We start from the raw sequence: 21,563 nt of genomic DNA on the forward strand, positions 1-21,563 counted from the left end.
CCACGCTGTTGGGTTTCGCTTCGCTCTACCCAACCTACGCCAGATTTCCAAACTTTACTCTTGCAACTTTCCCCTCGCTAACTCTCGTTTATAACACTCATTCCCCTTGTTTTTGCTCTGCTTTGGCTAGTTGAATGTACTTTGTTTCGACTAGTTGTGAGAGGGGAACAAGTTCGAAGCCTTGCTGTTGTAGTTCTGGGAGGGCTTGTTGTAGAAAAGCAACGGTCTCTGGGTAGGGGTGGGCAATGGCGATTGCGTAGTTGAAGTGTTGAGCTTTGGTTTTTAGCTCTTCTAGTTGGTGTTGTAGCTGACTTTGGGTGACATTGTTATCAAGAAATACATGGCGAGATACATTTGCGACACCATACAGGTTAGCAACATTTTGTGCTTCACTTTGACTCGTTGTACGGCTGTCTAAGAAATACAAACCACGTTTCTTTAATACTTCCATCGTCCATTTCATTGGCTCGGTAAGCTGTGTTAGCTCAGATCCCATGTGATTATTGACCCCTTTTACTTGTGGTAAAGAGGCTAATGCATGGCCAAGGGTTGTTTGTAACTCTGACTTACTCATAGTATCGGTGAGCGCACCAGGACCAAGTGCTTTAGTTTTATCAAGCGCTTGCATTGGTACATGTAAAAGTAACTCTTTGTGGGTTTTACTGGCGCGCTCTGCAAATATTTGTGAATAGGGGGTATGGGGCAAGATCGAGAAGGTCACTTGCCCTGGTAAGTTTAATATTTCAAGATCGCGCTGATGGTTGCCTATATCATCAATTACTATGGCTATTTGCTTTGCTTGGCAGAATAGCGGTAGGCAACATACGGCGAGTAATAAGCCTTTTTTTAAGTTCACTTTTTGTAATTATTATATCCGTTGTGAGCATTTACTTACTGCATAATAACGAGCTGCTTTGCTGTAAGTTGCTTTTTGTCTTGTCTATCTAGAAGTGAGCTAAAAAGCGCCAATTCTTGGATATTTTTTATTATAACGCCTTGGTCAATTTCTGAAAGCATTGTTTGATTAATACTCACATCTGGAGTGATCCCCTTCCCATCGATAGATTGACCCAAAGGTGTGTAATAACGTGCTGTAGTCAGTTTTAATGCGGTATTACCGTTACCTAGAGGTATCAATGATTGCACTGAGCCTTTACCAAATGAAGTTTCGCCAATTAGCACCGCTCGTTGATTGTCTCTCAGTGCTGCTGCGAGTATTTCAGCTGCAGAGGCTGAGTTTTCGTTAATTAGCACGGCAATAGGAGCGCCACTGAGTATGTCGCCTTTATGGGCTTTAAACTTCTGATTAGCTTCATTAAAGCGACCTTTGGTGGATACGATGGTGCCGTTATCTAAAAACAGATCTGCAACTTCAATCGCCCCTTGTAATGTACCGCCAGGGTTATCGCGTAAATCAATAATTAAACCTGAAAGAGGGAAGCTATTGGTGACCTGCATTTTTGCAAGTTCTCGAGCAACATCGTGCAATGTGTGATTGTTAAATGCGTTGATACTGATAAGCGCAACGCCTGTATCTGCTAAATGGCCATGAACGCTTTGTAAGTTGATTTGTTGGCGCTTTATCGAGAAATTTAGCTCAGTATCTTTCTCTCTTTTTACAGCGACATCGACAGCGCTTTGACCGCTTTGGCGAATTAATTTAGCCACTTCTTCGATACTTTTGTCTAAAATAGATTGTTGATTAATCGCAATAACTTCATCATTTACCTGAAGACCCGCAAGCGCTGCCGGTGAGTTATTAATAGTGTTAACAATATACACTCGACCCTCTTCAATTTTTACTTCTATACCGAGTCCTGTGTATCTACCATTAGTGCTACTGAAGATAGCATCGAGCTCAGTTTCGTCGAGATATTTTGAATATGGATCAAGGCGCTCGAATAACGCTTCGACTTGTAAGTTATCAGGTTGAGTTACAAATGCGTTTTGTAGCTTCAGATCATCAACATAATACGTATGAATATTAAATAGGATTTCGTTTAGTTGCTGATGCTGTAGTGATTGTAACGAGGGTTTTGCAACAGCCTGAAACGATTGCAATATCAGGCATAGCAAGCTGACAAGTAATAGAAAAGACAGCTGAGTAAAAAACTTAGCTGGGGAAAAATGAGCATTGTAAGAGTAAGTTGTGTTTAGCATCAGCTGCTCCTCATAGAGTGCAGCTATTTAATCAATTAAATGCGTCTGCACCATTTTACAGGATTTACTGCGCGTCCTTTGTGGCGTATTTCAAAGTATAGACCAGGATCTGGTTGTCCGCCGCTTTGACCGACTAAAGCAATCGTTTCGCCTTCTCTAACAAGGTCGCCAACATCGCGAAGAAGGGTTTGAGCGTGACCATATAAGCTCATAAAGCCATCGCCATGATCAATAGCGATAACCCAGCCAAAGCCATTTAGCCAGTCAGCGTAAACCACTTGGCCGTTCTGTACGCTTTTAACATTACTGCCTTCTTTGGCGCTGATTAGTACGCCTTTCCAATCTATGTTGCCGTGCTTGCGTTGTCCAAAGCGGTGGCGTAATGCTCCTTTGGTTGGCCAGTCGAGTTTGCCCTTACTACTTTGTAAGCCTAGTAATTCAACTTTTTCGTTTCGCTCTTGTTCAAGCTCTTCAATGGCGGTGATCAGGGTTTGCTCATTTTCTTTTAAGTAATCAATTGAGCTCTTCGTTTCTTTTAACGCTGACTGGAGTTTATTGAGGTTAGTTTTACGCTCTTGCTGTGCATTGACTAGAGCTTGCTGGCGTCTTTTTTGCTCATCATATAAGGCAACTAGACGTTGTTTGGTTTTTTCAAGCTCAGCTTGGTTGTCTGCAATTTCTTGCTGCAGTGCTTTGAGTTCTTCAATTTGCTCAATACGTGCTTTATTTAAGTAATTATAATAACTTAGTGTACGCTCAATTTTGGCTGTGTCTTGTTGGTTAAGCAACATCTTTGAGTAGTCATGACTACCCGCCATATAGGCGCTTTTTAGTTGTGCAGCTAATAAGGTTTGGCGTTGTGCTTGCTGGGCTTTAAGTTGCTCAGCTTTAGCTTGTTGTTCGCGTTGTTGTTGCTCATTTTCTTTAACAGATTGGGCGGCAAGGTTTAATGCTTTGGCATTTTTGGCGATGTCGAGCTCATGGGCGCGCAGATCTTTACGCATTTGGGCAATGGACTTGCGTTGACCTTTAAGCTCAGCCTCTGTTTTTTGTAAAGCTGATTGAATGTCTGATAAGTCTTTTTTGGTTTGATCTTCATTAGCAACAACCGTAGTTGCTACTAATGAAGTCAGTATTAAACCAGTTTTAAGGAAGTGGTTAATACATTTACTCATAGCTTACTTCAGTGTCATGATTGGTTTACCAGTCATTTCACTTGGCTGCTCTAAGCCGAGTAGGTGAAGCATAGTTGGAGCCACGTCACTCAATGTTTTACCATCATGTGGTGTTGCATCACGGCCAACATAGATAAATGGCACTGGCTCACTGGTGTGTGCGGTATGTGCTTGGCCCGTTGCTGGGTTAGCCATTTGTTCAGCATTACCATGATCGGCAGTAATAAGCGCTTCACCACCATGTTCTTCAAGTGCTGCAACTACACGACCAATACAATGATCAACTGCTTCACATGCTTTCACAGCAGCCTCAAATACACCTGAGTGGCCTACCATGTCTCCGTTAGGGTAGTTACAGATGATGGCATCGTATTTGCCGCTAGCGATTGCTTCAACAAGTTTATCGGTCAGCATTTCAGAGTTCATTTCTGGTTGCAGATCGTAGGTTGCCACTTGTGGTGATGGAATTAGTTCGCGAGTCTCACCAACAAATTCATCTTCACGACCACCACTAAAGAAAAAAGTCACGTGTGCGTATTTTTCTGTTTCAGAAATACGTAGTTGAGTTTTACCTTGTTTCTCTAACCATTCGCCTAATACATTTGTTAAAGGCTCTGGAGCAAACGCAATCGGCGCTTTAATGTCTGCTGCGTACTCTGTCATCATTACAAATGCACTTAACTTAGGTGATTTTTTCTTATCAAAACCACTGAAGTCAGCATCAACAAAGGCACGAGTCATTTCACGTGCTCGGTCTGCTCTGAAGTTAGCAAAGATAACAGTGTCGCCGTCATTGATCTCTGCAGCTGCTTGGCCTTCAGGTACAACCGTTGTTGCAGCCACGAACTCGTCGTTCTCGTCACGTGCATAAGCGGCTTCTAGTGCGGTTACACCGTCAGTGTAGCTGTATTCAGCAATGCCACTCACCATAACATCATAAGCAAGCTCGACACGATTCCAACGGTTATCACGGTCCATTGCATAATAACGACCAACAAGCGTGGCTAAACGGCCACAACCAAGTTCAGCAAATACAGCTTCGATACGCTCAATTGAGGCTTTTGCACTGCGTGGTGGCGTGTCTCGACCGTCTAAGAAACCATGGAAGTAAACTTCTTTTGCCCCGCGCTTAGCAGCTAGTTCGATTGTTGCCACAATGTGGTCTTCGTGACTATGAACGCCACCTGGGCTTAAAAGGCCCATGATATGCACGGCTTTGCCTGCATTTACAGCTTTATCGATATTATCAACAAGTGCAGGGTTACTATCGAACTCACCATCTTCAATGGCTTTAGTGATACGCGTGAAATCTTGGTAAACGATTCGGCCAGCACCTAAATTTACGTGACCTACTTCAGAGTTACCCATTTGTCCTGCAGGTAAACCAACATCAAGTCCCGAACCTGAAATTAATGTATGTGGGCGGGTTGCCCAAAGGTTGTCGAGTACTGGGGTATTAGCAGCAAGTATGGCGTTACTTTCTGTGTCTTCACGGTATCCCCAACCGTCTAAGATCATTAATACCAATGGTTTTTTATGCTCTGTCATTATAGCTCCTGATGATTGGCACTTATATATCACTAGCATACCGTGTTTTATGGTTTTGATCAGCTATCAATATGTCATATTAAAATATTTCACGCCCTAGCATTTTCAATTGAAGCACGTATACTTGCGTGGCAAATTTTAATTAACCCATGGCTATGCGCTGTGGTATCTAAATTTCTTAGTGGAAAACGCATGGATCAATATATTGAATTTATCTCGAATCATCCGGTTTTGAGCATTATCTGGTTAGCATTAGTCGCTATGCTGATCAGCAGTTGGTTTAAAAGTAAATTTTCGGCTATCCGTCAAATCAACCCACAGCAACTTACCTTGCTAATTAACCGTGATGATGGTCAAGTGATTGATATACGTGCACAAAAAGAGTTTAACTCTGGCCGTATTGCAGGCGCAACTCACTTAAATCCGGAAAAAGCAAAGCAATCTGATTTTTCAAGCCTTGAAAAGTTTAAGACTAAACCCATTATACTAGTATGTACCACGGGCATGACTGCCTCAGGTATCGCAACTGCAATGCATAAAGCAGGTTTTGAGCGTGTTTATGTATTAGCGGGCGGTATGGGCGCTTGGCAATCAGCTAGCTTACCAACAACGACCGGTCGTTAATAAGGCTCACTGCCCGATAGAGGAATTATTATGAGTAATGTTGTTCTTTACACAAAAGCATACTGTCCATTCTGCCAACGTGCTTTGGCGTTATTAGACAGTAAAGGTGTAGACTACACGAATATCGATATTGGTGTTCACCCTGAGCGTCGTGATGAAATGATCGACAAAGCAAATGGTGGTTACACAGTTCCGCAAATTTTCATTAATGATGAACATATCGGCGGTTGTGACGACATGATGGCAATTGAAGCGCAAGGCCTTTTAGACGCAAAGCTTAACGCTTAATAAATTTTAAATATAAAAACGAATACAAGTTAGGAATTACAATGAACGAAGAAAATCAAAACGCAGCAGCAGAACAAGCCGGCGCTCAATTCTCAATCCAACGCATCTACACTAAAGATGTTTCTTTTGAGACGCCTAACTCACCTGCTATTTTCCAAAAAGAGTGGACTCCTGAAGTTAAGCTTGACTTAGATACTCGTTCTAACAAATTAGAAGAAGGTGTGTTTGAAGTTGTTCTTGCTTTAACAGTAACAGCTTCAATCGGTGAAGAAACTGCATTCCTATGTGAAATTCAACAAGCGGGTATTTTCACAATTGGTGAAGTTGAAGAAGTTCAACTTGCACACATGTTAGGTGCTTTCTGCCCGAACGTACTTTTCCCTTACGCACGTGAAGCAGTATCAAACCTAGTTAACCGTGGTACTTTCCCACAATTAAACTTAGCGCCAGTTAACTTTGACGCACTATTTGCTCAATACATGCAACAACGTGCAGCTCAAGATCAACAGGCAACTGCAGACGCATAAGCTATGAGTACAGCACAATCAGCTGTTACAGTATTAGGGGCGGGGTCTTATGGCACCGCCCTTGCTATTTGCTTTGCCAGAAATGGCCACCCAGTAACTTTGTGGGGCCGCAATAGCGATGACGTTGCTACGCTTGCAGCTGAGCGAAAGAATCAACGTTATGTTCCGGATGTTAGCTTTCCTGAAACCCTCCAACTAGAAGCAGATTTAGAAACGGCAGTTAAAGCAAGCAAGATCATTTTGGTTGTTGTACCTAGCCATGCTTTTGCTGGCACGCTGCAAAAAATCAAACCTTGGTTGTCAGAAGGTGCTGAAGTTGCATGGGCTACCAAAGGTTTAGAGCCAAATACAGGGCGTTTACTGCAAGAAGTAGCGGTACAAGAGCTAGGAGATGATGTTCCTCTGGCTGTGCTTTCAGGACCTACGTTTGCAAAAGAAATGGCAATGGGGTTACCAACCGCTATTTCGGTATCGTCGACTTCTAAAGACTTTGCTAAGCAATTAGCTGACCTTTTACACTGTGGCCGCTCATTTAGGGTGTATAACAATGATGACTTTATTGGTATACAGCTTGGTGGCGCAGTTAAAAATGTCATTGCGATTGGCGCAGGTATGTCTGACGGTTTTGGCTTTGGTGCCAACGCACGTACTGCTTTAATCACTCGCGGTTTAGCTGAGCTATGCCGTTTAGGTTGTGCATTAGGTGCCCGTTCAGATACCTTTATGGGTATGGCCGGCCTTGGTGACTTGATCTTAACCTGTACAGATAACCAATCTCGTAACCGTCGCTTTGGCCTTGCTCTTGGCAAGGGTGAAGGCGTAGAAGCTGCGATTGAATCTATTGGTCAGGTTGTTGAAGGCTATAGAAATACCAAAGAAGTGTATTTACTTGCTGAGCGCACAGGTATTGAAATGCCAATAACGGAGCAAATTTACCAAGTACTTTATGAAAATAAAGATGTAAAAGAAGCTGCGATGGCACTACTTGGCCGTGAGCAAAAATCTGAATAATTTAGATTGTGCACTTTTAAATAAAAAACGCGATTTATTAATCGCGTTTTTTATTTAAAGTATATTTCTAATCATTAGCTTGATTGTTGCTTCTTTAATTTTTCGTTAATAAATTCGCTAACTTGCTCAGCTTTTAATGGCTTACAGTAATAATAACCTTGTTGAAAATGACAGCCCATAATATGTAGCATGTAGGCTTGTTCTTCTGTTTCTACTCCTTCGGCGACCACATTAATATCTAAATATTTAGCTAGTCGCACTATGGTGGCGGTGATATTACGATCTTGGTCGTTTTTATCGATGTCTTTTACGAATGACTTGTCAACTTTTAGCGTATCAATAGGAAAGCGTTTTAAGTAACTGAGTGATGAATGACCGGTTCCAAAATCATCTAGTGCAATATGTACACCTAGTGATTTTATACGTTTCATTTGCTGCTCTGCAAACTCAGGGTTATCCATCATGGCGCTTTCTGTGATCTCAAGTTCTAAGCAATGTGCTGGGACGTCAAATTTAGCCAAATTATCAACGAGTGTTTCTATAAGACTACTTTGTTGAAAGTGTAGGGCTGAAATATTAATAGCTACATTACCAAACGAAATGTTTTGTTTTCGCCACTGTGCCAGTTGATTAAGTAGTTGTTCCATTAGTAATTGGGTAAGCGGAATAATGGCACCATTTTGTTCAGCCAGCGGAATGAACTCATCGGGGTTAATCACACTGCCATCTTCTTGTGGCCAGCGAACTAATGCTTCAAAGCCGTATAACTGATTATGCTGGACATCAAACTTAGGCTGAAAATAAAGCTCAAACTCATTGTTGTTGATAGCTCTAAATAAAGCGCTTTCTTTGGTTAACTCGGTTGGGTCGAGTGTGTGGCGGTCTTTGTCAAAAAATTGATATGTATTATGGCCCATTTTCTTAGCATGATTCAAAGCACTGGTTGCGCTGCGCATTAAGTATTCACAGTTGTAGGCGTTGTCTGGATAGATAGCAAGGCCGCAACAGGCAGATAGCGAAGTCTCAAAACCATCCAACATAAAAGGGGTTTTGAATTGCTGCAGCACGATGTCTGCGGTCTTTTTGGCGAAGAATACCGTTTTACCTGAATAGAGATAGGGCGGCACAAGAATCGCGAATTCATCTGCGCCGAGTCTTGCAATGGTAAAAGCTGAGTTGAGTGCGCCAGTAAGACGGCAAGCAACTTCTTTTAATAAAACATCTCCAACAGTATGGCCCAAAGAGTCGTTTATTTTTTTGAAGTTATCTAGGTCGATAAATATGATTAGCAAGCTTGGGTATGTGTCGTTACAGGCTTTAATCGCTTTTTCGAGCGACTCTATAAAAATGGCGCGGTTTGATAAACCAGTGACAGTATCTTTGGTTGTAAGCTTGAGCATCGTGCGCTCGTTATTCTTACGGGCTGTTATATCTGAAAATACTCCGACATAGCGAACAGATTTTTTGAAAAAGCGTGAAGTCGTAATTTTAGTAATGGATAAATCAAGGGCGTAGGGTTTGCCATTTTTACGGACATTCCAAATTTCACCAGACCAATAGCCATCATCTATAAGCTCTTGCTTTATAATTGCTTCTAATTGTTGGTCACGGCCATTAGATGTATGTGCTTTAAATCGTTTACCGATGACATCATCCTCGCTAAAACCTGAGATTTCGCTAAATGTTCTATTAACCTCAATGATATTGAACTCATCATCAGTAACCCAGACAGCGTCTTTCGATTTTGAAAGTAACGCATCAACAAAAACCAATCTCTGTTTTTTACGCCGTAGAGCAATACTAATAATTATCACTACTGCAATGAGTAATAACAAGGTAAGTGCTGCGGTGATAACATAACTTGTTAAAGCAATCGGTGGGTTGGAAGTGAAAACTGTTGCAGCACTGGCAAAGTGCTGTAACAGTAAAATGATACAGCACACTAGGGTGAAAATACGCATTACTTTCCATCTAAAGTATTAAATCAGCCCTTTTAGATTAGTATATTAAAAAAGGTCGTGCTAAATAATTAGTGGATAATTTTAAATCACATTTTCAGTGCATTATTGACCGTTCACAAACCCTAATTGACGCCAAGATTCATAAACAAATACAGCCACTGAGTTAGATAAGTTCATGCTACGGCTGTCTTTTTGCATTGGAATGCGTACACGTTGCTCTTTCGGTAATGATTGAATGAGTTCATCAGGTAAGCCACGCGTTTCTGGCCCAAACACTAAACAATCGCCGGGTTGGTATTGCGCTTGATGATGAAATTGGCTGCCCTTTGTTGTGCAAGCATAGACTTTTTTTGGTTGGCACTTTTCAAGGTATGCTTCAAACGAGGCATGGCGCTGTACATGGCTAAACTCATGATAATCAAGGCCAGCTCGCTTTACACGTTTATCATCCCACTCAAAACCAAGTGGTTCAATTAGGTGTAACGCATAACCTGTGTTTGCGCATAAGCGAATGATATTACCCGTGTTTGGTGGAATTTCTGGTTGGTACAACACAATATCAAGCATGTGAATCTCATTTTAAAGGATTTGATCTGCTGCTGAGTATACACGAACTAGAAAGAAAAGATGATATACTCAATACAGTTACTCACTTAAGGTAAGTTGTTGTGCAGCATCGTAGTTACGAGTTTTGGGTTAAAACAGCGAGTCTAGTCACCATTGTTATGGTGAGTTTAATGATTGCTGCAAAAAGCTGGGCATGGCTTGCATCTGGCTCGGCATCAATGTTGGGTTCTTTAACTGATTCGTTAATGGATATCACCGCATCACTGATGAGTTTTTTAGTGCTTGGTTATGCACTGCGTCCTGCTGATGACGATCATCGCTTTGGTCACGGTAAAGCCGAAGCATTAGCAGGGCTTGCACAAGCCGCTTTTATAGCAGGTTCTGGTTGTTTTTTAGCGTTTCATGGCATTGAGCGCTTATTTAATCCTGTAACTTTAAAGCATTCTGATCTTGGTATTTGGGTCAGTATTTTCGCTATTGTTTGTACGCTCGTGGTGGTGTTTGTGCAAACTAAGGTGATCAACCACACTGAATCAATCGCCATTAAAGCAGACTCGATTCATTATAAAGGCGATTTAATCTTAAATTTGGCCGTACTACTGGCAATTGTGTTAGCTAAGTACGGTGTTGCTTATGCCGATCCATTATTTGCTATTGGTGTGGCTGTTTATTTACTTTATAACAGTTGGGACATTGCTCGTGACAGTGCTGATCATTTAATGGATAAAGAGCTGCCAGATGAAGAAAAAGCAGAGATACTCGCCATTGTGAATAGTCATCAAGACGTATTTGGCGCCCATGATATTCGCACCCGCCAAGGTGGTAAAATTAAGTTTATTCAGATGCATTTAGAGCTGGAAGACTCTTTATCATTATTAAGAGCACATCAAGTTGCTGATGAAGTCGAAGCATTAATTCAAACGCATTTTGATTGCGAAATGGATATTTTAATGCACTTAGACCCACTTTCAGTAGTTAACAAAACACGTCAAAGCTCAGCACAAAATTGATAAAAATCACAGAGTACTGCTTGTCTGATCTCGTCGCGTTCACACAATAACTCGTGGCGAGCACCTGCGTAGGTTTTTAGTTGTGCTTGCTTTTGTCTATGAGTAAGTGCAAATTGCGCAGCGTTATCGACTACGGTATCTTGCTCTGCGCTGGCGATAAACAAAGGAATATCGACTTTTTTATCCACTAAAGAGGCAATAAAATCAAACGACGCATTAAGCCAACCATAGGTGACGCCACCTAGTTGTAAATCACCTTCTGCTGCATACAGCTCTCTGAACAGCTTATATCGAATTTCACTACTGGTTAGTTCATTAGCTGCAAAGTCGACGGGTAAATAATCGCTTTGGCCAAATGCGTAACTGGGGCCAAGACCAAGTAAGGATGCAATTTTAGCAGCCAGTTTTGCTACAGGTTTTGGCGTGCCTTTGGTATGGATATCAAACATCGGCGCTGATAAAAAAGCCCCTACAAATTGATGTTGATAACGCGATAGGTAATCATAGGCAATGGCACTGCCCATTGAGTGGCCAAGCAAAACCTGCTTTCCTTGCCAGTGTTGCTGCACTACTTTTTCTATAAATACAGCAAAGTCATTTGCGTAATCATTAAAACGGTTTACATAGCCTTTATGAGTATTTTTTAAATGACGATAAGAGCGACCTTGCCCCTGGTGATCAACACTAAAAACCGCAAAACCATTTTGATATAGCTCCCAAAGCAACTCTTTGTACTTAACTAGAGATTCTATACGGCCAGTACTTATGACGATTGCTGTTTTAGCTTGCTGAGGAATAGCATAGCCATAATAAAGCTTGCCATGAGCGGTGCTCAGAAAGTCTTGCTGTAATTGCTCAGAAAAAAACTGGTTAATATTAGGTAGGTTACTAACAAGACTTGCTTCGCTACTGTAAAACATTTACTAACTCTTAATTGGGAGACGGATGTTTACGCATAGTCCGCCATGTTCTTGGTTTTCAAGTGTTAGTGTACCATCATGTGCTGAGATAGCATTCTTTGCAATTGCAAGACCTAAGCCTGTGCCCCCAGTGTTTCTATCGCGAGCATGCTCCTGACGGAAGAAAGGTTCACATAGCCTTGCAAGGTTCGCTTCATCAACCCCTTTACCATCATCACAAACAGTAATGTAAATAGCATCTGATTCAACTAAACCTATTGAGATTGAATGTTCTGCGTATTTAATGGCATTACGTAGTACATTTTCAAGTGCGCTGGCAATTAAGGTTTCGTCGCACTTCAAATCGGCTGTTAGTGTGCCATTGACAATAAGCTCTTTATTGTTTTGCTTGGCTTCAAATTGAGCATCGTTGAGAACATGATCAACAATCACTTGTAAAGACTGCGTACTCAACGCTAGGGTTTGGCTTTTGGCCTCTAAGCGAGACACTTGAAGGACATCGGCAATCATTTTATCGAGCTGATTAGCTTCTTTTTCAATACGTTCTAAATAAGTTTGTTGGGCGTCATCGGCTTGCATTTGTGCAAGGCCTGTAGCCATTTTTAAGCGTGTTAATGGTGAACGTAGTTCATGAGAAATATCTGCTAGTAGTCGTTTTTGAGCGCTAATAAGCTGCTCAAGTTGAACCGCCATGGTATTAAAGTCACGACCAAGTACACCTAACTCATCTTGACGAGTAGGAGATACATCGGCACGAGCTGTTAAATCGCCATGAGCTAGTTTTTTTGCGGTTTCTTTTAAACTATTAATGGGTGCAATTAAGTTGCGGCTAAAGAAGAAACTCAGCATCAAGGATGCAACTAACGCTATCAGTAGTTTAAGCCAAACTGGCATTAGCCATAGGCTGACAAAAAACGGTTTCTTGCGTTTTTCATCGATTTCATAAAGATAAAATTTACCTTCGGGTACATTTAAAGCTACCGGTCCATAAGCTTGGTATTCATCGGTAAAAATAATTTGCGGGCGCATATATTTGGTAAAGTTCAGCAAGCTTAAATCAATGTCTTTGGATACAGGCTCGCTAAGCATTTCAACACCATGCACCTCACCATTTAAGTACAATAACTTATGCTTAGATAAGCGCGGATGAGATAAAACCTCTTGAGTTGGTTTGCCGTGCTTAGCAACAATACGTTCAATACTTTTAGCAGTGTACTCTAGGTTCTTAAGCATGGGTCCACGCAGCTCATCGTTGCCGACATTACTTGTTAATTGGCTTAAAAAAACCAATATTGTGATAGTCGCTATGACGGTAACCCAAAACCAGGCAAATATTTTTAAAAACAAATAATGGCGAGGATGCTTTAGCCAGCTTGGAGTTTGCATATTATTCGCCTTGTATTAATACATAACCACTGCCGCGCATGGTTTTGATCCGTTCATTACTAACGTGTTCTGCAATCTTTTTACGGATGTTGCTGACATGCATATCGATTGAACGGTCAAAAGGGGCAAGGCGTCTACCAAGGACTTGCTCACTTATTTGTTCTTTGCTGATCACTTCACCGGCATGTTGTACTAGCATGGCAAGGATCTCATACTCAGTGCCGGTCAGACTAAGTACATTGTCTTTAACAGAAGCTTCTCGCGTTGCAAAATTAACATTGATGCTGTTAACACTCAATGAGCTGGCCTGTTGGCTCGATAAGCTATTGATATGTTCGATGCGACGGGTAATTGCTTTAACGCGAGCTAGCAGTTCTCTGTGGTTAAATGGCTTAGGAATATAATCATCTGCGCCTAGCTCTAAACCAAAGATACGATCAAAGTCTTCACCTTTAGCGGTTAGCATGATCACTGGAGTAAGCTTATGTTGTCTTAACTGCTTTAACACTTCAAAGCCATCCATAGATGGCAGCATCACATCAAGCAATATTAGCTCATAGTTATGCTTTATAGCTTGTTTTAGGCCTTCAGCGCCATCATGAACACACTCTACTGTAAAACCTTGTGCTGATAAGTACTCGCTGAGTAATTCGCACAATCCTGTATCGTCGTCGATCATTAATAGTTTCATTCTGACACCTAGCTATTTATTTCTTTAAGGTTATTTTACTCAGTAAATTGTGTAAAAGTGAATCTTTACACAACCTTTACACTGGTTTGCGTTCCTTTGCATTGAATTAGTTATAGTTAACCCATCAGTCGGAAACGACAACAGAGCACAACCCAACAAAAGGTAATGATTATGACTATTTCAAATAAGCTTTCTAAATTCGTACTTGTTTGTGGTTTAGCAGCAGCGAGTGTCGGTGCTACTTCAGCAATGGCGAAAGGTGACTTTAACCGTGGGATGAATCCACAAGCACGTTTTTTACTTTCTGAGCGTGGTATTGATAAATTACAACTTACAGAAGATCAGCAAACGCAACTTAAAGCGATTTTTGCCGATCAGAAAACACAATTTGCAGCACTGCGTGGTGATAAAGTTGCAATGAAAGCCGCTCGTACTGCACACAAAGAGAAAATGGATGCATTATTAGCAGCTAAAACATTTGATGAAAATGCCGCATTAGAACTAATTAATGCGCGTCAAGAAAAAGGCCAGCAGTTTGCAATGCTAAAAATGAAATCTGATCATGCCATTTGGCAGGTTTTAAATGCTGAACAGCGCGAAAGCTATCAAGAGATTAAAAAGCACCTGCGTAAAAAAGGTCACAAAAAGGGTCACCATGGTCCACGCGGAGAGCGCAAAGGTGAGCGTTCTGAAGGTTAATACCAAATTACTATTAATATAAAAAATGCGGCAAATGCCGCATTTTTTGTATTTGACGCTTTATTCTTTAAAGAATGAATCATCGTTTTTAGCTAGCATCGCTTCGATATCTTCAATCATATCTTGGCTCAAATCATTAGCATTGCTAATTGGGCTAGAAATTTTATTGTTCTCAAACGACCACTCACCTAAATCTATTAGCTGGCAGCGTTTTGAACAAAATGGACGATGTGGGCTTTGTTCTGACCATTCTACTTTGGCTTTGCATGTTGGGCAGTCTACAACTGTTGGCATGATATCACTCTTAATTAAGCTCTTTCGTCAGATCTTACTGAACAGTTAGTTGAGAATCCAGTAACGAATTTGTTTAGAAACTCGTTACTCGGTTTATTTCTGCCAAAGAGGTAACACCATCGGCGGCTTTTTTTAGGCCTGATAAACGTAGATCATTAAAGCCTGAGCGAAGAGATACTTCAGCGATTTCGAGTGAGTTACCACCACGCATAATAATTTGCGCTATTTCAGGGGTAATTTGCATTACCTCGTAAATACCAACTCGACCTTTATACCCTTCAGTACAGCTGTCACAGCCTTTTGGTGCGAATAGCTGAACTTCATTGAGTTTGTCTTTATCAAAACCTTGGCGAATCAATTCTTCATCAGGCAGTTTTTCTGGTGTTTTACACTTAGGGCAAAGTCGTCTTGCTAGACGCTGCGCAATAATAAGACTGATTGAACTTGCTACGTTATAAGCAGGAACACCCATATTTAAAAGACGAGTAAGAGTTTCTGGTGCTGAGTTGGTATGCAGAGTTGATAATACCAAGTGACCTGTTTGCGCCGCTTTTATTGCAATTTCAGCGGTTTCAAGGTCACGGATCTCACCAACCATTACGACATCGGGATCTTGTCGTAAGAAGGCCTTCAATGCATTAGCAAAGGTCATGTCTGCCTTTGGATTAATTTGTACTTGGTTAATCCCTTCAAGGTTGATTTCTACTGGATCCTCGGCAGTACTGATATTACGCTCTGGCTGGTTAAGAATATTCAAACCAGTATAAAGTGATACGGTTTTACCAGAACCTGTTGGGCCGGTTACTAAGATCATGCCCTGCGGCTGTTCAAGTGCATCCATGTAGAGTTTTTTCTGCTCTGGTTCATAACCAAGTACATCGATACCTAGCATAGCGCTTGATGAGTCGAGAATACGCATTACTATTTTCTCGCCCCAAAGAGTTGGTAATGTACTTACACGGAAGTCGATACTTTTACGTTCAGTGATTTTAAGCTTAATACGACCATCTTGAGGTTTACGCTTTTCTGCAATATCAAGTCGAGACATAACCTTAATACGCGCCGACAAACGGCTCGCTAAGCTATTGGGTGGACTTGCCATTTCATGCAAAATACCATCGATACGAAAACGTACACGGTAACGATGTTCATAAGGTTCAAAGTGTAGATCCGATGCACCTTTTTTTATCGCATCCATCAAAATTTTATTGATGTAGACAATAATAGGCGCATCGTCTTTGTCTTCATCTTTGCTGGTTAAGTCTTTAGGAGCTTCGGTTTCAAGATCGCCAAGTTCTTTAAACTCATCTTCACTTAAGTGTAAACCGCCTGCAGCATCAAGTAATTGTTCTATTTTATTTTCGAGCTGAACGTAATCAACAACAACTACTTCACATGAAAGGCCAGTACTAAATTCAAAGTTTTCAAAGGCTCCGTAATCGGTTGGATCAGAGGCGGCAATGTAGAGTTTACGGCCTTTTTTTACTAAAGGCAGAATGTGGTGTTCACGAATGAGTTTGTCTTTAACAAGTTCTTCAGAAATGTGTGATACATCAAAATCTTTGATGTCAAAATAAGGGACTCTGAAAAGATCTGTGCATTGCTCTGCTAGCTCATGGCCAGCCATACCACATGTTTTAGAAATTAGCTCCGCAGTCGAGCTGTATTCGCGCTGCTTTGATTTTACGGTCTCTGCATCAATGCGACCTAGAGTGATAAATTTTCGAAGTAGCGGTGAGTTAATATTCATTGCGCACCTAGTTTGATCCTTTATTTGCCACAATCTAACAGAAAAAGTAAAACGGTTACATCAGTCTTGTCTGATTTTGGAAAAATTGCAAAATAAATTAACCATAAACTCAAATGTTTAGCTAGTTAATTGGTACTTTGGTATTGTTTTTCTGTGGCTGCTTTTTTACAAAAATAAGTATTTAAATCAATAATATCGTTAAATTAAAGTCAGGTATTTCTCATGCAACTTTTGTACATCAATTTTTACCTCAGAAAGAAGGCGGTTATTATCTAATGTATCTGTCGCTTTTTGTTGCTTATCTGCTCTGGGCATTTGTGAAGCGATGATTTGCTTAGCTAATTCAACAGAGATATTGTCTCGAGCTGTGGTTCTCGTTATTTGCACTTCAACAGGAACATCTATCAATAGAGTATGATCACAGAATTTATCTAAGCCATTTTCGAAAAGTAGAGGCGCAACTAATATCACATATTGGCTGGTGGCTTTCTGTAATTGAGCGAGCATTGACTCTCTAATAAGCGGATGCAATAAATTATTTAGCCATTGCTTTTGTGATTCATCAGCAAAGATAATTGCTCTTAGTTTTGCACGATCAAGGCTGCCATCAGTAGTGAGTATCTCATCACCAAAGTGTTCAGTAATTTTTACAAGTCCCGTTGAACCTGGCTCAACGACCTCTCTAGCCACGATATCAGCATCAACCACTTGAATGCCAAGCTCTTTAAACATGGCGCTTATTGCACTTTTGCCTGATCCGATACCACCCGTTAATCCTAAAATCCAGCTTGCCATAATCAGTAGCTCAAATAATTAAAGTAGTAAGCTTGAATTTGCTCACCCCAAAGCAAGGTTAGCCAACCGGCAATGGCAAGGTAGGGCCCAAATGGAATTGGCGTAGTTTTATCTTTACCTTGAATAATGATTTGCGCAATACCGATGATGGCACCAACGACACTTGATAACAGCACTATGGTTAAAATATCTTGCCAACCTAATAGCGCACCAAACACAGCTAATAGTTTAAAGTCGCCATATCCCATACCCTCTTTACCTGTGGCTAACTTGAATAGCCAGTAGACACTCCACAAGCTTAAGTAGCCAATTGCTGCGCCAATAATAGCGTCGCTTGGAGCAATGGTAATATCCATAGTGGCTGCAATCAGTGCCAACCATACTAAAGGAAGGGTTAGTTGGTCGGGTAGTAACATGTGATCTATATCGATAAAGGTTAAAGCGACTAAAACCCAGGTAATAAATATATAAAGCAGAGCAAGCTTAGTTGGGCCAAAAATTACAGCGACAATTATGCTTAAAACTGCTGTGAGCATTTCCACAATAGGGTAGCGTACAGATATTGGTGATTGACAATTTGCGCAGCGACCTTTTAATAATAGCCAACTTAGAACAGGGATATTTTGCCAAGCTTTAATCGGAGCCTTGCATTTTGGGCAGGTTGAATTAGGTTTTACTAAATTAAAGGGAGCTTGTTCTGTTTGCTGTTTTGAGCTGACTTCATCGGCCAATACAATACGGCATTCAGTTTGCCATTCTCTTTTCATCATCAGTGGTAAACGATAAATCACCACATTTAAAAAGCTACCAATACATAGGCTTACTAAGCCCACAGTTAAAAAATAAAACCACTGCTGACTTTGCATCGCAGTGGTTATATCAAGAAAAAAGTTTTCCATTAAAATACCTAACATCTGACCATTTAGAGGCCGAATTTATTTCGCTGTGTTGAACTGTTTTTATTATTTATTTTATGTAGCAAGTTATCAACTAGCGTTTTGAGTTTTGCTTACAGCCATGTGTTAAATCACCGACCCTAACTGGAATATAGGCAAGTACATAGCAACAATTAAACCACCAACCAGCACACCTAATACAGCCATAATGAGTGGCTCAAGTAAGCTTGATAAACCGTCAACGGCATCATCAACCTCTTGCTCATAAATAGTTGCGACTTTAGCAAGCATGCCATCAAGTGAGCCAGACTCTTCACCAATGGCTACCATTTGGATCACCATATCGGGGAATATTTTAGAGTTACGCATTGCCCAGTTCATTAAATTACCTGAGCTCACTTCTGCTTTAATTTCTAAAATTGCATAGCGATAAACCGCATTACCAGAAGCACCCGCAGCAGAGTCAAGTGCATCAACCAGAGGTACACCAGCAGCAAACGTAGTTGATAAAGTACGAGCGTAACGCGCAACCGCCGCTTTATTCAAAATCATACCAATAACGGGGAGTTTTAATATGGCTCTATCGTTAGCATCTCTGAGTTTTTTACTTTTTAATAAAGCTTCTTTATAAGCAAAACCTGCGGCGATAATTGCAATTAGAATTATCCACCAATATTCCTGCATGAACTCGGAAATACCAATCACCATTAACGTAAAGCCCGGCAACTCAGCACCAAAGCCATTAAAGATATCTTGGAATTGTGGCACTACAAATATAAGTAGAATAGAAGTTACAATGACTGCGACCACCAAAACCGCAATAGGATAAAACATGGCCTTTTTAATTTTCGATTTTAATGCTTCGGCCTTTTCTTTATAAAGCGCAACACGGTCAAAAATTTTATCAAGGGCACCCGACTGTTCGCCCGATGCAACTAGGTCACAATATAAATCATCAAAATAGCGAGGGTGTTTACGGAGCGCTTGAGAAAGTGGTACACCTGCTTTGACTTCATCACCTATGCCTTCCATTAATTTAGTAATACTTTTATTTTTTGTACCGCTCCCTATCATCTCAATAGTTTGGATTAGGGGAACACCTGCCATCAGCATTGTGGCAATCTGTCGTGTAATTAAAGCGATATCTTTTGGCGTAATTTTTTGAACAGATTTAATGCCAAATAACGGTTTTGGTTTACGTTTTACCTTAGAAGGAGTAATCCCTTGTTTTCGGAGTTGGGCTTTTATAAGGGCAATACTTTGGCCAGAAAGTTCACCTTCAAGTTTTTTACCTCTAGCATTAACACCAACCCATAGGAAGGTGTCTAAGCTAGTCTGTTCCCGTTCCTGCTGCTTTGCCATGTGTTTTTCCATCTACTAATAAATAAGGTTTTTCTTTACAGTACATTGCTTTAGCTTGAAATGTATCTTCACTAAAAAGAGAGCATAGCTTCTCTAAAAGTAGAAATGTTATTTCTTTATCGTAAAAATCATTCAAGTTATAGAGGTAATTATTGTCTAAATCTGTAATGAAAGCTGCGTGATCTAACTCTGGGAATATAGATAATTGCCACTTATCGAATATCACTCCTCGCTGCTTTATGCTAACTAATTGTGGGTAAAATTTATTTTTTAAAACTGCTCTCCCTAGCTCATTTACTTCATAAAAACTAATCCCTTGTTTGATAGTACTTGCTAAATCTATTGTGCCATCAACATTGAAACTAGGCTTTAGCGAGCTTTCAATTGGCAAAAACCTTTCTTGCGAGACTTTAAATATGCTTGATCCATCTAAAGTTCTTGTCAAATTAATATTAAGACGGTCAAGTATTGTAGGAGTAATATCTGTTAATGCATAATTAAAGTCGGTATTTGGTTGAGTGTGTTGAATTTCCACACCTTTATTGTACTCTTTGAAGCTTAGTAATACATTAAATTGTGAACTAGAAATAATAGAAGTACCGTGACCTGCAATATTTATTTTATCGCTACTATTCTCTGGTTGGTCTATTTTTCTAGCAAAGCTTTCACCGTGATCTGTGATTATAAAAATTAGCGCATTTTCTAATATACCTTCACTCTTTAAGTGAGAATGAAATCGTTCAACTTGTTTGTCTGCAAGTTTGACAGAATCTAAATACTTGCTAACCGTATCTTTATTATCAGTGGTGTTAAACTTTGTTTTATAGGGCCAATGGGGCAGTGTGAAATGAGCGGCAATAAAAACTGGCTTGCCAGTATTTTTTATTTCTTCTTCGAGCTCTTTATTGAAACGTGGTGGGGAGTATGTTTTCCACGCCCCTCTATTATTTTGCAGTTGTGGCAAGAAGTAAGTAAAAATAGGCAACTGGGAGGTAACGGCTAAAAAGGGGTTGTCTACCAGTTGCCAAATTAATAGCTCACTAACTGTTTCTGATGGCCCAATGACTTTATCAAAGTAAAAAGATTCATCTATATGACTAAACCTTCTTTCATCTAATGAAAAATAAGTTGTGTAACCTTCTTTTTTTAATATATAAGAGAGCGTATTTTCAAGATTTAGGTTATTTAAGTTTGTTAGGTTTAACCTCGCTTGGGTCGTTGTTGGGTAATTACCTGTCAGAATTGTGAACCAAGAAGGAAAGGTTCTAGCTACATGTGTATGTGTATTCGGTAGATGTATTGATGTATTGACGAAACTGCTAATAAAAGGCGTGTTTTTACTATTTATTAATCGTGTATTTAATGAATCAATTCCTATGATTACAACATTCTTTTTTTTAAATGTGCTTTTATTTCTAAGTGGTAATTTAGGAGATGAACTTTCTAAATTGATAGGCACTGAAAAAATACCGAACACTAGTATCATAGAAGCAAGCAGCCTATTCTGTTTTATAAAAAATGACGATAGTAGTAATAGTATTAAAATACATAAAGTAGGCAGTTGGATATAAACTCTTACCCAAGTTTCATGGCTGAAGAATAAATAAGGAAATTGGTAGCTAGTGATACCTAAAGTTAGAGTTATCAGCAGAGCCCAGGTTAGAGAAGCTGATGATAGGCGTGAGAGGTTATGTCCTGCTAGCACCTTTAGATTATGTGTAATTGTGTAAGCGATAATAGAGAAAAATAATATACTCAGTAGTAAGCCTAATATTACTTTAATTATATCAACGAGGAGCGGGAGGCTAAGACTTAAGCTTTCTAATTTATCTTTAAAATTAGTTCCTTTAAATTCAAAAGAAGGGTAATTCAAAAAGCATATTGTAAGAAAAAAGAAGA

At 40.2% G+C, this 21,563-nt stretch carries 21 protein-coding genes; 6 read left to right on the plus strand and 15 right to left on the minus strand.

All coding sequences use genetic code 11. The features are described 5' to 3' along the window. Window positions 1-97: 97 nt before the first annotated feature. The 4 genes from CWB80_RS02310 to gpmM are packed head-to-tail and all read right to left on the minus strand — an operon-like array spanning window position 98 to window position 4,883. The gene (locus CWB80_RS02310) at window positions 98-856 is read right to left on the minus strand and encodes a divergent polysaccharide deacetylase family protein (RefSeq protein WP_054550969.1); all 759 of its coding nucleotides are present in this window, start codon (window positions 854-856) and stop codon (window positions 98-100) included. Window positions 857-891: 35 nt separating this feature from the next. Next, window positions 892-2,160, minus strand: a complete 1,269-nt coding sequence (locus CWB80_RS02315; protein ID WP_054550970.1) for a S41 family peptidase — start codon at window positions 2,158-2,160, stop codon at window positions 892-894. A gap of 35 nt (window positions 2,161-2,195) precedes the next feature. After that, complete coding sequence (locus CWB80_RS02320; RefSeq protein WP_054550971.1) at window positions 2,196-3,335, minus strand: murein hydrolase activator EnvC family protein; 1,140 nt, start codon at window positions 3,333-3,335, stop codon at window positions 2,196-2,198. Between the two features lie 3 nt (window positions 3,336-3,338). Beyond that, a complete protein-coding gene (gene gpmM, locus CWB80_RS02325; protein WP_054550972.1) occupies window positions 3,339-4,883 on the minus strand; it encodes a 2,3-bisphosphoglycerate-independent phosphoglycerate mutase in 1,545 nt (514 codons plus the stop codon). A 192-nt stretch (window positions 4,884-5,075) separates the two neighbouring features. Between gpmM and CWB80_RS02330 the strand changes: the two genes are divergently transcribed. Genes CWB80_RS02330 through gpsA form a run of 4 tightly spaced genes read left to right on the plus strand, consistent with a single transcriptional unit; the run spans window position 5,076 to window position 7,333 of the window. Further along, a complete protein-coding gene (locus CWB80_RS02330; RefSeq protein WP_054562817.1) occupies window positions 5,076-5,507 on the plus strand; it encodes a rhodanese-like domain-containing protein in 432 nt (143 codons plus the stop codon). Between the two features lie 30 nt (window positions 5,508-5,537). After that, a complete protein-coding gene (gene grxC / locus CWB80_RS02335) occupies window positions 5,538-5,795 on the plus strand; it encodes a glutaredoxin 3 (RefSeq protein WP_054550973.1) in 258 nt (85 codons plus the stop codon). Between the two features lie 41 nt (window positions 5,796-5,836). After that, a complete protein-coding gene (gene secB / locus CWB80_RS02340) occupies window positions 5,837-6,322 on the plus strand; it encodes a protein-export chaperone SecB (protein WP_054550974.1) in 486 nt (161 codons plus the stop codon). Between the two features lie 3 nt (window positions 6,323-6,325). After that, window positions 6,326-7,333, plus strand: coding sequence for an NAD(P)H-dependent glycerol-3-phosphate dehydrogenase (gene gpsA, locus CWB80_RS02345; RefSeq protein WP_055022087.1), 1,008 nt, complete (start codon window positions 6,326-6,328; stop codon window positions 7,331-7,333). Between the two features lie 74 nt (window positions 7,334-7,407). Here the strand turns inward: gpsA and CWB80_RS02350 are convergent, their stop codons facing one another. Beyond that, complete coding sequence (locus CWB80_RS02350) at window positions 7,408-9,294, minus strand: putative bifunctional diguanylate cyclase/phosphodiesterase (RefSeq protein ID WP_138602164.1); 1,887 nt, start codon at window positions 9,292-9,294, stop codon at window positions 7,408-7,410. Window positions 9,295-9,396: 102 nt separating this feature from the next. After that, window positions 9,397-9,861 (minus strand): tRNA (uridine(34)/cytosine(34)/5-carboxymethylaminomethyluridine(34)-2'-O)-methyltransferase TrmL, encoded by a 465-nt coding sequence (gene trmL / locus CWB80_RS02355; protein WP_054550977.1) that lies wholly within the window; start codon window positions 9,859-9,861, stop codon window positions 9,397-9,399. Between the two features lie 101 nt (window positions 9,862-9,962). On the opposite strand from trmL, the gene CWB80_RS02360 reads away from it, so the two are divergent. Beyond that, complete coding sequence (locus CWB80_RS02360) at window positions 9,963-10,871, plus strand: cation diffusion facilitator family transporter (RefSeq protein WP_138602166.1); 909 nt, start codon at window positions 9,963-9,965, stop codon at window positions 10,869-10,871. Here CWB80_RS02360 and CWB80_RS02365 read toward each other — a convergent pair. The 3 genes from CWB80_RS02365 to CWB80_RS02375 are packed head-to-tail and all read right to left on the minus strand — an operon-like array spanning window position 10,850 to window position 13,868. After that, the gene (locus tag CWB80_RS02365; protein WP_138602168.1) at window positions 10,850-11,791 is read right to left on the minus strand and encodes an alpha/beta fold hydrolase; all 942 of its coding nucleotides are present in this window, start codon (window positions 11,789-11,791) and stop codon (window positions 10,850-10,852) included. The two genes, CWB80_RS02360 and CWB80_RS02365, sit on opposite strands and share 22 nt — an antisense overlap. Window positions 11,792-11,794: 3 nt before the next feature. Further along, on the minus strand, window positions 11,795-13,177 hold the full coding sequence (locus CWB80_RS02370; RefSeq protein ID WP_138602170.1) for an ATP-binding protein: 1,383 nt from the start codon (window positions 13,175-13,177) through the stop codon (window positions 11,795-11,797). A gap of 1 nt (window position 13,178) precedes the next feature. Further along, on the minus strand, window positions 13,179-13,868 hold the full coding sequence (locus CWB80_RS02375; RefSeq protein ID WP_054550979.1) for a response regulator: 690 nt from the start codon (window positions 13,866-13,868) through the stop codon (window positions 13,179-13,181). A gap of 171 nt (window positions 13,869-14,039) precedes the next feature. Here CWB80_RS02375 and CWB80_RS02380 point away from each other — a divergent pair, with 171 nt between their 5' ends. Beyond that, a complete protein-coding gene (locus CWB80_RS02380; RefSeq protein ID WP_138602172.1) occupies window positions 14,040-14,567 on the plus strand; it encodes a Spy/CpxP family protein refolding chaperone in 528 nt (175 codons plus the stop codon). Between the two features lie 60 nt (window positions 14,568-14,627). On the opposite strand, the gene yacG is transcribed toward CWB80_RS02380, so the two are convergent. The 6 genes from yacG to CWB80_RS02410 form a co-directional block, all read right to left on the minus strand. After that, a complete protein-coding gene (gene yacG / locus CWB80_RS02385) occupies window positions 14,628-14,861 on the minus strand; it encodes a DNA gyrase inhibitor YacG (RefSeq protein WP_054550981.1) in 234 nt (77 codons plus the stop codon). Window positions 14,862-14,934: 73 nt separating this feature from the next. After that, complete coding sequence (gene pilB, locus CWB80_RS02390; protein ID WP_138602174.1) at window positions 14,935-16,611, minus strand: type IV-A pilus assembly ATPase PilB; 1,677 nt, start codon at window positions 16,609-16,611, stop codon at window positions 14,935-14,937. 198 nt (window positions 16,612-16,809) lie between these two features. Beyond that, window positions 16,810-17,406, minus strand: coding sequence for a dephospho-CoA kinase (gene coaE / locus CWB80_RS02395; protein WP_138602176.1), 597 nt, complete (start codon window positions 17,404-17,406; stop codon window positions 16,810-16,812). A 2-nt stretch (window positions 17,407-17,408) separates the two neighbouring features. After that, complete coding sequence (locus tag CWB80_RS02400) at window positions 17,409-18,305, minus strand: prepilin peptidase (RefSeq protein WP_138602178.1); 897 nt, start codon at window positions 18,303-18,305, stop codon at window positions 17,409-17,411. A gap of 123 nt (window positions 18,306-18,428) precedes the next feature. Beyond that, on the minus strand, window positions 18,429-19,664 hold the full coding sequence (locus CWB80_RS02405) for a type II secretion system F family protein (RefSeq protein WP_138602180.1): 1,236 nt from the start codon (window positions 19,662-19,664) through the stop codon (window positions 18,429-18,431). Next, a complete protein-coding gene (locus tag CWB80_RS02410; protein ID WP_171041480.1) occupies window positions 19,633-21,537 on the minus strand; it encodes a sulfatase-like hydrolase/transferase in 1,905 nt (634 codons plus the stop codon). The genes CWB80_RS02405 and CWB80_RS02410 overlap by 32 nt, the downstream gene beginning before the upstream one ends. Window positions 21,538-21,563: the final 26 nt, after the last annotated feature.

Origin of the sequence: Pseudoalteromonas sp. S1650, from assembly GCF_005887195.1 — a bacterium.
Taxonomy (GTDB): Bacteria; Pseudomonadota; Gammaproteobacteria; order Enterobacterales; family Alteromonadaceae; genus Pseudoalteromonas; species Pseudoalteromonas simplex.

Excerpts from the sequence above, each read along its gene's own strand:
- CWB80_RS02400 (WP_138602178.1), bottom strand. The coding sequence starts at position 18,305 with ATGGAAAACTTTTTTCTTGATATAACCACTGCGATGCAAAGTCAGCAG.
- gpsA (WP_055022087.1), top strand. The coding sequence starts at position 6,326 with ATGAGTACAGCACAATCAGCTGTTACAGTATTAGGGGCGGGGTCTTAT.
- CWB80_RS02370 (WP_138602170.1), bottom strand. The coding sequence starts at position 13,177 with ATGCAAACTCCAAGCTGGCTAAAGCATCCTCGCCATTATTTGTTTTTA.
- CWB80_RS02350 (WP_138602164.1), bottom strand. The coding sequence starts at position 9,294 with ATGCGTATTTTCACCCTAGTGTGCTGTATCATTTTACTGTTACAGCAC.
- yacG (WP_054550981.1), bottom strand. The coding sequence starts at position 14,861 with ATGCCAACAGTTGTAGACTGCCCAACATGCAAAGCCAAAGTAGAATGG.
- CWB80_RS02380 (WP_138602172.1), top strand. The coding sequence starts at position 14,040 with ATGACTATTTCAAATAAGCTTTCTAAATTCGTACTTGTTTGTGGTTTA.
- CWB80_RS02320 (WP_054550971.1), bottom strand. The coding sequence starts at position 3,335 with ATGAGTAAATGTATTAACCACTTCCTTAAAACTGGTTTAATACTGACT.
- grxC (WP_054550973.1), top strand. The coding sequence starts at position 5,538 with ATGAGTAATGTTGTTCTTTACACAAAAGCATACTGTCCATTCTGCCAA.
- trmL (WP_054550977.1), bottom strand. The coding sequence starts at position 9,861 with ATGCTTGATATTGTGTTGTACCAACCAGAAATTCCACCAAACACGGGT.
- secB (WP_054550974.1), top strand. The coding sequence starts at position 5,837 with ATGAACGAAGAAAATCAAAACGCAGCAGCAGAACAAGCCGGCGCTCAA.
- CWB80_RS02405 (WP_138602180.1), bottom strand. The coding sequence starts at position 19,664 with ATGGCAAAGCAGCAGGAACGGGAACAGACTAGCTTAGACACCTTCCTA.
- CWB80_RS02375 (WP_054550979.1), bottom strand. The coding sequence starts at position 13,868 with ATGAAACTATTAATGATCGACGACGATACAGGATTGTGCGAATTACTC.
- coaE (WP_138602176.1), bottom strand. The coding sequence starts at position 17,406 with ATGGCAAGCTGGATTTTAGGATTAACGGGTGGTATCGGATCAGGCAAA.
- CWB80_RS02315 (WP_054550970.1), bottom strand. The coding sequence starts at position 2,160 with ATGCTAAACACAACTTACTCTTACAATGCTCATTTTTCCCCAGCTAAG.
- pilB (WP_138602174.1), bottom strand. The coding sequence starts at position 16,611 with ATGAATATTAACTCACCGCTACTTCGAAAATTTATCACTCTAGGTCGC.
- CWB80_RS02365 (WP_138602168.1), bottom strand. The coding sequence starts at position 11,791 with ATGTTTTACAGTAGCGAAGCAAGTCTTGTTAGTAACCTACCTAATATT.
- CWB80_RS02330 (WP_054562817.1), top strand. The coding sequence starts at position 5,076 with ATGGATCAATATATTGAATTTATCTCGAATCATCCGGTTTTGAGCATT.
- gpmM (WP_054550972.1), bottom strand. The coding sequence starts at position 4,883 with ATGACAGAGCATAAAAAACCATTGGTATTAATGATCTTAGACGGTTGG.